Annotated in this window: 10 protein-coding genes, 1 tRNA gene and 1 pseudogene; 4 read left to right on the forward strand and 8 right to left on the reverse strand. The window is 64.4% G+C overall.

What is annotated here, in order from left to right; genetic code table 11:
• Positions 1-17 precede the first annotated feature (17 nt).
• The 6 genes from ACIA49_RS35170 to ACIA49_RS35195 form a co-directional block, all read right to left on the reverse strand.
• Complete coding sequence (locus ACIA49_RS35170) at positions 18-3,116, reverse strand: AAA family ATPase (protein WP_396382488.1); 3,099 nt, start codon at positions 3,114-3,116, stop codon at positions 18-20.
• Entirely contained in the window at positions 3,113-3,733 is a 621-nt protein-coding gene (locus ACIA49_RS35175) for a hypothetical protein (protein ID WP_396382489.1), read from the reverse strand. Before ACIA49_RS35175 ends, ACIA49_RS35170 begins: the two co-directional genes overlap by 4 nt.
• A 48-nt stretch (positions 3,734-3,781) precedes the next feature.
• Positions 3,782-4,795, reverse strand: coding sequence for a hypothetical protein (locus tag ACIA49_RS35180; RefSeq protein WP_396382490.1), 1,014 nt, complete (start codon positions 4,793-4,795; stop codon positions 3,782-3,784).
• Complete coding sequence (locus ACIA49_RS35185; protein WP_396382492.1) at positions 4,792-5,301, reverse strand: DUF4365 domain-containing protein; 510 nt, start codon at positions 5,299-5,301, stop codon at positions 4,792-4,794. The genes ACIA49_RS35180 and ACIA49_RS35185 overlap by 4 nt, the downstream gene beginning before the upstream one ends.
• A gap of 129 nt (positions 5,302-5,430) precedes the next feature.
• Entirely contained in the window at positions 5,431-6,744 is a 1,314-nt protein-coding gene (locus tag ACIA49_RS35190) for a M20/M25/M40 family metallo-hydrolase (RefSeq protein WP_396382494.1), read from the reverse strand.
• A 27-nt stretch (positions 6,745-6,771) separates the two neighbouring features.
• Entirely contained in the window at positions 6,772-7,248 is a 477-nt protein-coding gene (locus tag ACIA49_RS35195; RefSeq protein WP_396382496.1) for a VOC family protein, read from the reverse strand.
• Positions 7,249-7,389: 141 nt separating this feature from the next.
• Between ACIA49_RS35195 and ACIA49_RS35200 the strand changes: the two genes are divergently transcribed.
• Positions 7,390-7,475, forward strand: a tRNA-Leu gene (locus tag ACIA49_RS35200).
• Here the strand turns inward: ACIA49_RS35200 and ACIA49_RS35205 are convergent.
• Together ACIA49_RS35205 and ACIA49_RS35210 are read right to left on the reverse strand one after the other, a co-directional pair.
• Positions 7,457-8,131 carry a zinc ribbon domain-containing protein gene (locus ACIA49_RS35205; RefSeq protein WP_396382660.1) on the reverse strand — a complete coding sequence of 225 codons (675 nt, stop codon included), beginning with the start codon at positions 8,129-8,131 and terminating at the stop codon, positions 7,457-7,459. The genes ACIA49_RS35200 and ACIA49_RS35205 overlap by 19 nt on opposite strands.
• A gap of 57 nt (positions 8,132-8,188) precedes the next feature.
• Positions 8,189-8,509: pseudogene (locus ACIA49_RS35210) on the reverse strand (recombinase family protein); the annotation flags it as partial.
• A 217-nt stretch (positions 8,510-8,726) separates the two neighbouring features.
• Between ACIA49_RS35210 and ACIA49_RS35215 the strand changes: the two are divergent.
• The 3 genes from ACIA49_RS35215 (at position 8,727) to ACIA49_RS35225 (ending at position 15,622) form a co-directional block, all read left to right on the forward strand.
• Entirely contained in the window at positions 8,727-9,872 is a 1,146-nt protein-coding gene (locus ACIA49_RS35215) for a PD-(D/E)XK nuclease family protein (RefSeq protein ID WP_396382498.1), read from the forward strand.
• A 49-nt stretch (positions 9,873-9,921) separates the two neighbouring features.
• Positions 9,922-11,916 carry a zinc-ribbon domain-containing protein gene (locus ACIA49_RS35220; protein ID WP_396382499.1) on the forward strand — a complete coding sequence of 665 codons (1,995 nt, stop codon included), beginning with the start codon at positions 9,922-9,924 and terminating at the stop codon, positions 11,914-11,916.
• Between the two features lie 178 nt (positions 11,917-12,094).
• On the forward strand, positions 12,095-15,622 hold the full coding sequence (locus ACIA49_RS35225) for a DUF4020 domain-containing protein (RefSeq protein WP_396382500.1): 3,528 nt from the start codon (positions 12,095-12,097) through the stop codon (positions 15,620-15,622).
• Positions 15,623-15,767: the final 145 nt, after the last annotated feature.

Consider the following 15,767-nt stretch of genomic DNA (forward strand, 5'->3'; position numbering starts at 1 on the left):
CCGCACGACGGCAGCAGCTAGCCACTCGGTCGCGCTCTGGCGATCACCTCGTCGACCGTCAGGGCGCTAGCCGGATGGTGACTCAGACACATCGGCACCCGGATCCGTGCGAACGCTGTTCCCTCCGTGGCCGCGTAGAACTCTCCCGCGGTGAGCCTCGCGATCTGGTCGACCGTGCCACCCTTGGCCTTGGCCAGCTCTTTGGCAGCATTGATCTGCACGGTGACATTGAGCAGGCCGTAGATCTGCGTGGTCGCGTTCCCCGGAATGCGGTTGTGCAACGCCTTGGGCGCCTGCGTGGCGAAGACCAGACCCAGGCCGTACTTCCTTGCTTGGGTTGCCAACGCGAGGGTGCTCTCGGTGCATGCCGTCGCTGCGCCCGACGACGCGAAGTTCTGGGCCTCGTCCATCACCAGCAGACCACCGAGTGGCCGATCCCCGGCCGGGTTCCGTTTGATCCAGGCGAACAGTGACATCTGCAGCTGATTCACGAAGCTCTGGCGCTGCTCGTCGGTCTGCAGGCCGACGAAGCTGATCACCGAGACCCGCGCCCGATAGCCGGACGACGGCGTGAGGAGAACTCCCGGATCGAGCGCCTCGCCGTCTCCACCGAACAGCGGATCGTTGACCATCCCGGCGTTCAGCGAGTCGGCGATCTCCTCGGCCAGCTTGCCGGCCGATCTGATCGAGCTGACGTCGTCCGGCAGGTCCGCGAGGAACGCAATGAACTTCCGCAGGTCGCTACCGCCGGCCCGGGCGAACCGGTTCAGTGCCTGCCGCAGCACGGCCTCACCGTTCCGTGCGCGTCTCCCGGTCAGATGCGCCCGCGGCAGCAGACCAGCAACCGCCGCGTCCAGCGCGTCATTGAACTCGTCCGGGTCGTCGAGTGCACCGCTGAAATCCGGAAGGGGCTGGAACGAGAGCGGGCGGCCCTTCTCCCGGCGCGGCGTCCACACCACCACCTCGGTCTGCTCCAGATACTCGCGCGCCTTGGCTGCGTCTCCGGCCAGCCATCCGTCTGGAGCCTCCGGCCACGCATCGCCGAGCCGCGCCAGGTCGTTGTTCGGATCGAGCACGATCGAGGAAACGCCGTACAGGGCACACTCCTCGACCAGCCGCCGAAGCATCACCGTCTTGCCCGATCCTGAACCGGCGAACGCGACGGTGTGTTTGCGCAGCGTCCGCAACGGTACGACGAACGGCTGGTCGCCACCGACCGGTATTCCCAGCTGAACCATCGGCTCCTCGGACATCGGCTCCGGCTGCCGACCGGCTTCCGGGTCGGCGATGATCTGCGGTGGTTGCTCCGCCGCGTGGTCCGCGAAGACTTGACGGAACAGCTCCGAATTCCCGACCGGACGCCGGGTACTCAGCCAGCCCAGAAAGCCAGGGTCCGGCCGGCGACGCAGTACGACGAGCGCGGCAAAGGTGCGCAGGTCGTCCTCGGTGATCACCAGCGACATTCCGCCGGCCGTCTCGAGCTCGGTGAGCTCCTCCGTGGTCTTCGGGCCCTTCGACCACTCGGTGTTCCGGATCACCACCAGACGCCGCTTGCCGGACGAAACACTCAGTCCTGCCGCGGTTCTGGCCGCACGCAACCGAGTCAGCGCGGCCAGGTGATGGTGGCTGGCGATCCCCCGGAAGCTCCACGCCATCTCGTCATCGGTGCGTTCGTCGAGCGTACGACGCAGGCGCGCATGCAGAGCGGGCTTGCTCCCCGGCGGCGGGTCGAGCTCGAACGCCGGCCCGCCATCGCCCAGCTCAGAGATGAAACAGCTGAGCGCGGCGGCCAGCAGCTCCGGCATCGCCGTATCCTCCGTCGCCGGATCGACCGCCGCGTCCACGTCGGCCTCCGCCCGCAGCTGAGCGAACCTTTCGTCCAACCGGTTCAAGCCCGGGGGCGCCGCGTGCCTGCCGGCTGGGGAGGACCCCGGTACCTCGTCCTCGAGGTCGGCCAGCTCGATCAGCTCATCGGTCTCCAGACAACGTCGGACGTGGGCATCGACGCGTTGCAGCACGCGGCGCGGCGTGTAGTTGCGAACCCGGGGGTCGGCGAGCGCCGACTGGAGGATCGGCCACGTCGGATACGGCGGGACGAATGCTGCCGCGCTGTACAACGCACCGAGCCGGCCACTGACCAGCTCCTCCACCACCGCGGCCGAAGGCAGGACCGACTGCATCGTCGCAATCCGGAACCGATCGGCAGCGGCGCCGACTGCCAACGAGTCGATCAGCTGCCAGGTAGCCGGCAGACAGGCAACGACGGTGACCGCCCGCCGCGTCACCTCGCGGAGCTCCATCAACCCGTCCGCGATCTCGTTGACCTCACGCGCGATCTCGCCCGCCGGCGCCTCGTCGGCGCGCGCAGTCGAGATCTGGGCCAGCAGGCTGTCCAGCTGATCAACAGCGATGACGCTGGGTCCGGTCAGCGCGATCAGCCGGGACAGATCACCCAGGATTTGTTGCGGCAGCCGCGGCCCACGCCGAAATCCCCACGTCTCCCGGTCGGGGTCCTCCACGAATCCGTCGAGTTCGAAATAGCTGTAGCCGATCTCCTGGACGGCCGCCTCCGGGCTCCGGCTCAGGATCAGCGCCCGGATGGTATTGCCGCAGTCCAGCACGATCTCCTCGTCGGTGGCCCGCAGCCCGGTCAGAAAGCTGTCCACGTCCTGACGCCGTACGGCGCTCTGCCCGACCAGCCGGCTGCGCGATTCGCCGTTGAGCCCGGCGTGCTCGGCAAGCCGACCGAGGAGTGTGCTCAGCTGGTTGGCGTGGGACGCCCGAAGCCCGTCCATCACTCCGCGAACGGCACTCGGCCAGAAAACGCCACCACTGACCAGCTTGATCAGGAAGAAGTATCCGCCGGTGTCCTGCACCTGCTGGCGGAGCCAGCCGAGCAGGTGCGTCTTCCCGACTCCCTTCTCCCCTCGCAGAGCGACGCCGAGCGGACTCGGGCCCCGGCTCTGTCTTGCCATCGAGAAGGCAGCGAGCGCCGTTCGGACGACACCCCGGTGGAGCTCATCGACGTGATGCTCGACCGGACTCCAGATGTCGTCCGGCGTCACCGCCCAGTTGAACTGCACGGCGGCCAAGGCATCACGTTCGTCGGATCTCATGGCTGCTCAATCAGCAGAATGTGCCGGCTGCTGCCGCCGAATCGAACGGCGGCTTCGTGATCGGCGGCTGTGAGGCTCTGCTGGTTCGCCTCCGCTTGAATGTGCACGCCGGGTGTGAGCGCCATCTGCTCCAGTGCCGCATCCAGCTCGTCGCGTGACACGTCGGCCAACGCCTTCCGGAGCGAGACCAGACTGATCCACGACTCACCTGGCCGGTCGCTCAGATCGGCGTACGAGGCGCGGACGCGATCTGGGAGCTCGGGCTCAGCGGCCGGCTGGAAGATTTCGGTCAGGTGCAGCCCGCCGCGCCGTACATAGCGGTGCAGCGACCCAAGAACCGCGTAGAGCGCGCCGCCGAAGGCTCCGGAGCGGGCCGGGCGCTCGGTCGCCAATTCCTTCTCACACCAGGCAGCGCCGCCTTCGGTCAGCACGTGGACGAAGGAGCGGCCTCGCTTGTCGGAGTCGACCAGGCCAAGGTCGTTCAGGCGCACTCGACTCACGCCGTCGAGTTTGATTCCCGCGACTGCCTGCAGATCCGCGTTGGTCAGCTCGCGCCCCTCGGCCAGCAGCGTCAGCAGAACGGCTCGTTCCTTCGAGTTCAGGTCGTGGTTCGGCACGTCTCGGTCCTTTGGTCGGCAGATTGCAGGAGATGTCGGAAGCGGGATTCACGGAGCTGGCAGGCTCATCAGTCCGTCCGGATCGGCATGGACTCGGGCGGGACCGTCGGGCGTCCACGTCCCGCTGACGCGGACTGGCTGATGGCGGCGATGCGCGTCCCACGACTGGTCGTACTGGGCCTGGCTGCCAAGGCGTATCCACACCGCTCGCGATGGCGTCGTACGGCGCTCGCTCGTGATGACGCCGTCGACCTTGATCCGCCAGCGATCGACTCCGTTGCCCGCGTCCTGAAGCCCGACGATGCGTCCCTCGACAGTCGTCGGACCGCTGTGGCCGGGCACCGTCCGGTCCTGCCGACTTCGTGCCTGGAGCCGCCGGGTCACGCGCCGCAGCTGTTCGCCGGTCCCCGGCCCGAAGTTCAGCCGGGTGTCGGGGATCTCCGACGGTACGCCGCGCGCCCAGCGAAACTCCAACTCGAACGAGCCGGCTCGGTCCGGGCCGGTCAGCCGGCCCAACGCCGTACAGAAGGAACTCGGAAGGCCAAGGGCGGTGACCTCTTCCAAGGAGTCCGTGCGGACGGCGGTGTGCACAGCTTCCGTCGCCGCGTAGAGGCGTTCCAGCATGCGCTGATCGCCGACGCCGGGGACGAGCAGCGTCGCAACCAGACGCTGCTCGATCGTCGTGCGTAGCAAGACATCTGACAGCGCATCCGACGATGCGACGGCCGACAGCATGTCCTGAATGCCCCGTAGGGCATCCAGTCCCGAGGACAACGCAACGAACCCGTCAACCCCTGCCACGACATCGGCTCGGTATAGCGCGCGATCCAGCAACGGAAATCTCGCGTCGCGCACGATCTCGCCCGGAGGTCGATCCTCGGCCTCGGCCACCGCCAGCAGCAGCTCGTGGAGCCGGGACGGGGTATCGCTCATCCCTTCGCGAGGCGGCACCAGTACCTCGTGAGCGCCGCGGGACCAGACCGCGCCTCCGTGCCAGGTTAGACCGGTCGCCGACCAGCCGGTCCCGGCCAGGTAGGCCGTCAGCTCGCCGATCCCGATCATCGGGCAACATCCGAGGACGGCTCGATCAATCTGCGCAACGCCGACACGGTCAGCACGTTGGCCACCGGAACTCTGACGCGGATCTTGCGGTCCTTCCGCGGCTGTTCGACCTTCGGTCTATCGCGTAAGGAGACGTAGTACCCGACTTGACGCAACAGCAGACCCGCCGTCCGCAGATCCGTGTAGTCGGCATCCGCAACCGGCATCACGATCAGGAACAGGTAGCACGGTACGACGACATCGGTACCGGCCAAACGATTGAACTGCAGCTGATCCAGTCCATCGAAGTCGAACGCAGCGGCTCGGCGCTGTGGCCGTGACGTCGTCTTGACCTGGACGTCGATCCGCGGCGAGAACCCGAATTTCGTCGGCCCGGGCTGTTTGATGCAGAAGTCGATACCGTCGTGGTCCACATCGTCTTGCGACACCAGCAGGCCGGCCGCGGACGCCAAGACCCGAATGTAATCCTCGCCGAACTTGCCCTGGTGAACCCGTGCATCAAGCATCCGACCCCCGGCGCTGCGGTGCGTCCTCCCCAAAGAGGCTAGGGCGCCGGGGAGCAGTTGTCAGTCGGAAGCGTTTCGCCGCTTGGCGCACCACGACCAAATGGCCGGGTGCGATGGCTAAGGCTTGCTTCAGGCCTTGTCGAAGAACTGGTCGAGGACGCGGGAACCGAACTCCAGGGAGGTGGTCGGGACGCGCTCGTCGATGCCGTGGAACATGCCCATGAAGTCGAGGTCCGGCGGGAGCTGCAGCGGTACGAAACCGAAGCAGCGGACGCCGAGGCGGCTCCACGACTTGGCGTCCGTCCCACCTGACATCAGCAGGGGCGCCGTACGGCTCTGTGGGTCTTCGGCCGCGAGACAAGCCTTCATCGCCTCGACCAGACCGCCGCTGAACTCGGTCTCCAGCGCGATGTCGGTGACCACGCTCTCGCGGGTGACCTTGTCGCCGAGCAGCTCGTCGATCGTCGCGTGGAACTCGTCCTCGAACCCCGGCAGGAAGCGCCCGTCGATGTGCGCCTCGGCCTCGCCCGGGATCACGTTCACCTTGTAGCCGGCGTTCAGCATCGTCGGGTTCGCCGTGTTCCGGATCGTCGCGCCGAACATCCGGCTGAAGCTGCCGAGCTTGGACAGCGTCTCGGTCATGTCCTCGGGATCGAGCTCGACCTCGAGCACGTCCTCCAGCGTCTTCAGGAACTCCCGCACCGTCGGCGTGAGCCGCAGCGGCCACTCGTGCCCACCGATCCGCGTCACCGCCTCGACCAGGTTCGTGACCGCGTTGTCGGTGTTGATCATCGAGCCGTGACCCGCCGTACCGCGGGCCTTGAGTCGCATCCAGTCCATGCCCTTCTCAGCGGTCTCGATCAGGTACAGCCGCAGGTCGTCCTTCACCGTCACCGAGAACCCGCCGACCTCACCGATCCCCTCGGTGCAGTCCGCCACCGTGTCCGGATGGTTCTCGATCAGCCACTGCGCGCCGTACACGCCACCGGCCTCTTCATCGGCCGTGAACACCAACCGCACCGGCCGCCGCGGCTTCACCCCGGCCCGCTGGCGCGCCCGCACGACGGACAGCACCATCGCATCGAAGTCCTTCATGTCGACCGCGCCGCGCCCCCACACGCACCCGTCGAAGATCTCCCCCGCGAACGGATCGACCTTCCAATCCTTCGGATCCGCGGGTACGACGTCCAGGTGCCCGTGCACGAGCAACGGATCAGCGCTCTGGTCCTCCCCCTCCCAGTGCGCCACCAGCGTCGCCCGCCCCGGCTCCGACTCGTAGATCGTCGACTCGATCCCGACCTCGTCGAGCTTCGCCGCGACATACTCCGCCGCCCCGCGCTCCCCGTTGCTCCGGCCGTTCCCGTAGTTCGTGGTGTCGAACCGGATCAGCTCGCTACACAACTCCACCACTTCGGCATCGGCGCTGTACGACGGATCAGTCATGCCACCCATCCTCTCGCATCGGGTTGATCAGAGGACGCTCAGCCCGTACATCTCCCCCAGCGGATCCGAGATCAGCTCCACCCGCGTCCCATCCGGGTCCCTGAAGTAGATCGACGTACCGCTCTCTTCGAGGTACTCGATGCCGGCCTCGTCCAGCCTCCCCTTGACCTCACTCCACCGCTCCGCCTCCATCGAGATCGCCATGTGGTGCAACCCACCCAGCACCTCCGCGTACGGCCCCAGCTCCAGCCCCGGAAAGTCGAAGAACGCCAGCAGATTCCCGTTGCCGATATCGAAGAAGAAGTGACTCGACCCCTCGTAGTCCCGGTTCCCCACGATCTCCGTCAACGGAAACCCCAGCACCCCCTGATAGAACCGGATGGTCGTCTCCACATCCGCACACAACACCGCCACATGATGCAACCCCCGCGCCGTACTACCCGCCCGCTCCTGCGTCAGATACTCCCCCCGCAACCGCTCCCGCTCCGCCTCAATCCCTGCCACATCAACAGTCCCCACAGCACCCAACCCCTCTCATTGAACTTCGAACCACCCCCATCAGACACCCCCACCCACCCGATGTGAATTCCACCCGACTTCTTTGCTACTGTTCTCCGGTCGGCGCCGCTGAGGCGCAGACCACCTGTCCGGGTGGCGGAATAGGCAGACGCGCTAGCTTGAGGTGCTAGTGCCCTTTACGGGGCGTGGGGGTTCAAGTCCCCCCTCGGACACAGACCTTATCCACACGGTCGGCCATCGGGTCGACCTCGACGTCGACTCTCTGATCGACGTGGTGATACGTCAGCGAAAGCCGCAACGACCGGTACAGCTGGCCAAGATCCTCCGGATTCGCCGCATTCAGCGCCTTTCCGACATCACCGAGCTCGTCCACCCAGACCTCAAGTTGCTTTCGGGTAACAACCCCGTCGTTGGGCAGCGAGGACCGCGCCCGTTCCGCCGCCTGCTTCTCGGCAACGGCCGCGTTATACTGGTCCCGCAGTTCGACTGGATCCCACCCCGCTTCGAGCGCTTTTCGGGTCCGATCCATCGTGACCTTCGCCGCACGGACACGCCCACGAAGATCCTCGACATAGTCGTTCCGATGCTGCTCACCATCGTCTGCAACGAAGAGCGCCTCGATCGTGTCGGCGCGATGCATCTGATCGAACAGGGAGCCGACCCATCGATTCACCGCTGGCATGACGGTGTCCTCCCGGAGATAGATCTGCCGAGGATGGGACAACGCGCTCGCCGAGCCGGGCACCAGTGTCCGCGCATTGCACCGGTAATACAGCACATCCTGCCGCCGCGCGGCCCCTTCCATCTTCCGCCCGCACAGCCCACACCGCACCAGACCGCGCAACGCGTACACCCTTTTGGTCGACATCCGGCGCCGATCAACCGCCGACCACTTCCGGATGCCCTCGACCTTTCGCTGCCGCGCCCGCAACTGAGCCTCCGTGAACTCCTCCACCGAGACGATCGCCGGATGCGCGGGCTCGCGCGATCGCACAATCTTCGCGTGCGGCGACCGCCGGAACTTCACCACGTAGCCAGCGGCAACATCATCTGGATCGAGCAGTTCCTCGACCTTCTGCCACCGCCCATACACGGCATAGCCCGTATACCGCGGATTGCCCAGGATCGCGATGACCGTCGAGTGCTGCCAGCCGTCCATCGTCCGATGCCGATTCTGCCGCGGGGTGTGCGCAGAAGGACACGGCACGCCCTCTCGATTCAGCTGCTCAACGATCGCCTTCCGACCCCACCCGTCGAGGCCGCGGACCGCGAGGTCGACCTAATTCCGACGTAAACACGTCAACCGTTAAGCGCCGCGGTTCTACGACATTGGCCACGCAGGACGGCCGCCCCAACGCGCCGCCGACGGTCTGCCTTTCTGCCGTCTCTCTCGTAACGCCGCGGTGACTCTACCCGATAGGTCATCCGACGACTACTGCAGCAGAGCAGCCCGGGGGGCTCGCATGCTTTCTGATCCTGACAGCCTTGCACCACCGGGCACCAGCCAACCCGTACTGAGGTACGCCCTCCCAGTTGGCAACGAGACCCGGTGGTCAGATCTTCTCGCAGTACTCATTGCTACGGATCCGGAGCCTCTCATCGCTCTCCTGGAGTTGGATGCTGCACCGAAGCGCGTCCAGGTCGGTCGAGAGATCGCCATCTCGGCGGCGGACCGGCCAGACATCTTGATCCAAAATGATGGGCGGACCTTGGCAGTAATCGAGGTGAAGGTCTTGGCCGGCCTTGGTCCTCGGCAATTGGATCGCTACATCGAAGCCGCACCAGACGCGGAACGCTATGCACTTATCATGCCGGCACACCTACCCATTCATCTTCCAGCAGCTGGAAGATGGCTGCCGGTGACCTGGGAGTCTGTGCTAGATGCCTACCAACGAAGCAGTAATCAGTGGGTTGTCCAGACGGCCGTCGCCTGGCTCGAACATCTCGGGGACTGCATCCCGGCGGTTGGCGCAGACACTCCCTGGAACGCGCTGAGACCGGGCGAGGATTTTGTGATCGCGCTGCGGACACGGATGTCTTGGATCTACCGGTCGATTCACCCGAAGTCGCCGATTGAGCACGACCTGACCACATCCAGCGCAGGAGTCAGCTCGGTCACTCGCATGTGCCTGCCAGCCCAAAAGGATGGCTACTGGGTAGTGCTTGAAGCCGAAGAGCGCCTGCCCGTCCGTGACTATCCGAAATACGCCGCGACCGTGCCGGAGAACAAGGTGCAAGGGCCGTCGGTGCGGATCTCGCTGCTTCAACAGGACGTGATCACCTCAGCACAGTTCGACTGGGACTACCTGCTGGCAATGTGGCCGCTGATGGCAGCCGCACGGGCTGACTGGGTGACAGCGTCTGCACGTCCTCGCGCGCCGCACGATCGAGCTGGCCATCAAGCCATCATCGCGAAAGGGGCGCCGCCGTACCTCGGCGTCGGCTTCGGAGAAGGACAGACCAAGCAGTCCGCACAATGCCTCTTCGGAGCACGATTCCAACTCCCACCGGACGTCACCTTGGTCGAAGTGGTCAAGACGCTGGAAAGCACCGCGGACCTGCTCATCAACATGGCCGACGTGATCCCACCAGTCCCCGCCCAGACGTGACCAGCTGCGAAACCACGTCGACTCCGCCTTACAACTAGCAGAGGAGGTTGTGACGAACAAGACCGGCGTACCGGGCCGCGCTAGATCAGGCTGGCTGTCAGACCATCGGCTGGCCGCCGAGTTCGACTACGCAGCAAACCATCCACTGACTCCGGATCAGGTGGCCGAGCAGAGCAACATCGCCGTGAACTGGGTCTGTGAATCCGGCCACCGCTGGACAGCAAGTCCGAACAATCGGGTTGGTAAGACGTCTGGATGCCCGGACTGCGGGGGCTACCGGGTGAACGACGCAAATCGACTCTCGATGAACTGCCCGGACAAGTTTCTGCTTGAGCAGTGGGACTATGTGCGCAACACCACGACTCCAAACGACTACTCGGTCGGCTCCAGCAAGAAGGTTTGGTGGACTTGCCCAGCGGCGGACGACCATAGCTGGCTGGCAACCATCGACAAGCGTGTCTCGGGCCGCAAATGCCCTTTCTGTTCGGGCCGGCGCGTGTCCTCCACCAATCGGTTGGCGATCCACCGACCTGACATCGCCTCACAACTCGACGAGGCGAAATCTGGCTTCACTGCGGACGACGTGAGCATCGCGAGCATGCGTGAAGGCATCTGGAACTGCCCTGTGAACGACAGACACCCCGCCTGGCCAGCCCCGGTTGGCCGAAGGACCGGCGGTTGGTCCCGCTCGGGAGCGGGGTGTCCGAGCTGCCACCTGCCGCATACCTCCGTCCAGGAGCTTCGGCTGAAGGCCGAGCTGGCAACAGTACTTCCGATCGACCACACAAGAAGCACCCTTCCGGACGCCGACGGCCGAATGGTCAAAGTCGACATCGTCGTAGACGACAATCCACGAGGCCTGCATCTCGTACTCGAGTTCGACGGCGTCTGGTGGCACAGGTCACCAATCTCCCAGCGACGCGACGCAGCCAAAGCTGACAGGTTGCGCCGAGCCGGATGGACCGTCGTTCGTGTCCGGGAGGCCGACCTCGAGCCACTCGATCCAGCCTTCGATCTGGTGATCGCACCCCAGCTATTGCCCGAGGAGGCAGCCACAGAGGTCCTCAACCACCTCGTGACTCTCGGCCTCCTGGATTCCGTAGAAGCGGCTGTATATCACGCTGACAACCTGCCGCGCGCCGAGGCGACGGCCGACGCATGGATCCTCGCGCAGCTAGGCGAGCCGGCATTATCCGACGACCGCCGAAGCCAGGAGAATCTGTGGGATCGGATGTTCACCGCGCTGTCCACCTTCGAGCTTGAGCACGGACATTGCCGTGTACCAAAAGAAGTATTCGTTGAAGAGGTCAACCTCGCCAGATGGATCGCCAAGCAACGCGGCCGCCACCGCGACGGGCAGCTGCCTTTGACGCGTCAGGACCGCCTCATCAGCCTGTCCTCCTGGACATTCTCTCCACAGGAGACCGAGTTCGCACGGCAACGCGACGCCTACATCGCTAGCCTAAAGAACCGCACCCGGGCTGACGCAGCATCGCGCGAGCAACTCAAGACATGGGCTGAGAACCTTCGGACACGAAGGCGGCGCCTGCGAGAGCAAGGCCGTGACCTCCCCGGTGAACAACTCGACCAGATTGGGGCGATACCCGGTTGGGAGTGGGACCCGCGGTCCGCCGGTTTCGATCGCAAGATCCAAATCCTCCAATCTGCCCTGACCGAGACCAACAAGACCATCGACCAGATCAGACAACGAGATCGCTGGAAAGACAGTCCGATCGGGACCTGGCTGAACACCTGGCGCACGCGCCCCGATCGACTCTCGATCGACCAACGCCAATTCCTTGAGAGCTTGCCTGGCTGGACCTGGAACGCGCGTGACGACATCTGGCAGACCCGCTTCACCATGCTCCAGGACTTCGGTGAGGGTGCAGGTCACCTTCATCCGTCTCTCACCGCCACAGAGGAAGACGAACGAGTCCTCGCACGCTGGAAACGAAACAACAAGAACCGCTTACAGGGCAGTAGAGGCACCAAGGCCCACCAGTTTCGAACCCTACTCGCACAGTACGGCGAGGAGCTGCCGTGAGGTCTACGCTTCTCCGCCGCACGTCAGGAATCCCGCCTGGGCTCGATCCCCACCCGAGCCTCGATGACCGGCACGAGATCTACCGGCCACTGGAGATCCTTTCTTGAGATATCAGGAGCGCGCAGCGGTGAGTTTAGTGGAGGTCGAGTGCACCTACCCTGGTGGGCAGACTCGTTGGTTGTGCGCCGAGCTCGCGGCGTACCGGAAGAGCAAAGGCTGGTTGACCGGGATGCTGCTCGGCGATATAGAGATTCCAGAAGAGATCCTTACCGCGTACGACGCAAATCGGCTGGTCCTCTTCACTGGCGCGGGCACTTCGTACGCCGCGCCCGCCGGTCTGCCGTCCTTTGGCGGTCTGGCCGACGGGATTGTCGAGAAGACGAACACGCACCTTGAGAACGGACTCAAGGAGTGGATGGACCGCCTCGACGTGCTGCTAGGCCAACTCGACGACAATCCGGCCATTGATGTCCACGAGCTGACCAAGATGGCGGTGACCCCGGCGCATTCGGAGCCGAACACTATCCATACCTCGCTGATGCGAATCGCCTCAGGCTCAGTACCACGCCTCGTCACCACCAACTACGATCTCCACCTCGAAGGCGCAGCACAGCAACTCGGTCTCGAAATTGACACCTATCGCGGGCCCGCAATGCCGCTCGGAGAAGACTTCGAGGGCATCGTGTACCTACACGGGGCCGCTGACGGCCCGGCACAGCAACTGATCGTCACGGATCGGGACTTCGGACGCGCCTACCTGCGGGACGCCTGGGCTTCACGCTTCCTCGAGCGAATGTTCAGTAAGTACTCTGTACTGTTCGTCGGCTACAGCCATTCCGACGTCGCGATGAAGTATCTCGGACTCGCGCTCGGTCGAGACACGAGTCGCTACGTCCTCACCGACAAGCCGGACGACGCCCTCTGGCGACGTCTCGGAATCACCCCCATCCCGTACTCGCCGGCAGACGACCATGCACAACTGGCGCGCTGTCTGTCCGACTGGGCGGACTTCAGCGACATGGATCTGCTCGATCACCGCAGCCGAATTCAATCGATCGTGAGCCAGCCGGCCGAGCCGACCCCCGGCGAGTTGTCCTACTTGGTGGAGTCGCTCGCTCGACCAGACCGTGTCGAATTCTTCACGAATGCCGCAAACGATCTCTACTGGCTGAACTGGGCCGCAACGCAGAAGTCATTTCGACTGTTGTTCGACCATTCGCCGCCAGCGCACGGTGGATCCGAGGCTAGCTACCTGCTGGCCAAATGGTTTGCCGGCAAATTCGCGCTCGACGAGGCTCGAAGCGACCACGCATGGTCGATCCTGATCAAGCTCGGCGGCCGACTGAGCCCAATCCTGTGGAACGCGCTTGCAGGTGCCCTGCACTCAGCGGAGTACAACTCGAGCGAGCCCCGGCTGCCTCACCACCGTCGGTGGTTGCAGCTCCTGCTCGAAGCACACCATCCTGAGTGCAGCACCCGCCTCCTTGAGTATGCCTTGCACGCAAGCCAGTGGCCTGACGACCGCGGTGACATCATCGAGCTATTCACGAAGTTGTCATTGCCCCAGGCTACCGTCGAGCCAGGCGACGGACTGTTGTCTCCGACCTTCAGGATCGCTCCCTTAGGCACCGCGCATTGGCTGAGCGAGTCCTGGGCGCGGCTGATCGCGCCGAACATCGACGAGCTCGCCATCGAGATGCTGCCGCTCCTCGAGAGGGCTCTTACGCACCACTATCGTCTGCACGAAACCCTGGTGACTACGTCATATGACGCGTTCAGCTCGCGACGTGTCTCGATCGAAACCGAGGACCCGAATCCTAAGAACGCAGTCGACGTGCTGGTCGACGCCGCTCGCGATTCTCTGACTCATCTGGTGGCCACGGAGTCGGCCTTGGCGAGCCTCATTATCGATCGCTGGTTGACAAGCCCCTACGCGCTCGTTCGCCGACTGGCCGTCCATGCCTTCGGCCAACGGGGCGACCTTACGGCATCCGCGAAACTCCAACAGCTTCTCGATGGCAACCTGTTCAATGACGCGCCGTGCCAACCCGAGATCCGCACATTACTGTCATCAAAAGAGATGAGCGAGGCGCCTGCCGCGCTTGTCGACTCGATCGTGACCGCTGCGCGGTCTGCACTCGTGGATGACGTCGTGGCACAGTATTCGTCCTTCCGCATCCTGGACGCCTTGCGCGAAGCAGGTGCAGCGACGGACAGCCTCAACTCCGCCATTGACAGGATGATCGCCAACCATCCGTTCTTTCTAGACGAGGAGCCAGAAAATGGTTTCACCTTTGGGTTCGTCGAGCCTCATGCGCCGATGTCCACCGCCGACTTTCACGACAAGGTCGCTGTCGATCCCAGCGACGCAATTGACTTTCTACTTGGGTATAGCGATGTTCCGTTTCCGCAGAAGACAGCACCGAACTGGGGCGATGCAGTCGCACTCCTGGCGGACCTGGTCCGCAAGCACCCGACAGATGGCTTGACAGTATGGCCTCATGTGGGTGGCGACCGCGAACTGCAGGACACGGTGATCCAGGCCTGGGCTTACACGGCGGACACCGAACTGCAGCCGCAGATCATCGCCGCGCTGCGGACGCTCTCTGCCGGCGAACATCTAGCGGCGCTTGGTCAGTTCTTCGCAACCATCCTCCGAGAGCAGGTCGTTGGTTGGCACAACGTGCCGGCGACGGCAGATCTGATTGGTGAGGTGTGGGCCGGGGCATCGGCAGACGAAGCGACGGCTAACGACTGGGTCAACTACGTCATCAACCACCCGATCGGTCACTTGCTGGACTTCTGGCTGGAAGGAGTTCGGCAGGCATGGTCTGCGGCCGGCCAGGCCTGGACAGGGCTCCGAGGCACTGACCTCGCGTTGATGTCAGCAGTCCTCGACGACGACACCAGAACGGGCGCGATCGCACTAACTCAGCTCGCTGGGCACCTGCACTTCCTGGACGCAGCAGACAACGCCTGGTGCCGTGGCAACCTGTTGCCACGGCACGACTGGGGCGCACCCGCTACGGCAGAACCTTTTTGGTGGGGTGCTCTGACATCCGGACGCTGGAACAGCGGCCTCCTCGGCGCTGGCCTTCTCGACGGACTCACTGAGACGGCGGCCGAGTTGGAGCGGTTCGGGAAAGTCCAGCAGCGGCGGTGGGCCGACTTTTCAGCGTCAGTCGCGCTGCGAGCCGAGCTACCCGACACGCTTCAATGGATCAGGGCACTCACCACGACCGCATCGGAGCCCCATCGAGTCGAATTGATCGACTCGCTCACACAGTTCCTCGGCGAACTGCCACAAGAAGGCAAACGGGCCGCCTGGGAGAACTGGATGGCGTCGTACTGGGAAGGGCGTGTGAATAACGTCCCGATCGTCTTGTCTCTGTCCGAGGCCTCATCCATGGCAGCGTGGGCAGTACATCTGCCCGCGGTCAACTTCGAGGCAGCGGTCGAACTCGCCACTACCAAATCAGCCGGCCTTGACGAGTACGGTGACGTGGCGGAGAAGCTGCTTCCGGACCTGATTACGCAGCGCCCCGGAACGGTCGGCAAGTTCCTCTTCCATCTCATGACCAACACAAAATCCCCGTTCTGGGGCCAAGATGCGCTGGAGCCCGTGCTGACCAAGCTGACCCAGCAGCCCGGTGATTGGAAGGCGCTCAAGGGCGCCGCGCTCGGCCTCGGCATCACGCTCGCCTAAGCCCTCGGCCGACCGACCGGAGCATGAACTCACACCTCGGAGCCGTACTGCAGCTGCCACGCGCAGGGCAGACCCCGCAAATACGACGCATAGATACCTCTCCACGAGGTCCCGACACATTCCCAACCACCCTCAGGTAGACCAG

Origin of the sequence: Kribbella sp. NPDC051587 (assembly GCF_044453945.1) — a bacterium.
Lineage (GTDB): Bacteria > Actinomycetota > Actinomycetes > Propionibacteriales > Kribbellaceae > Kribbella.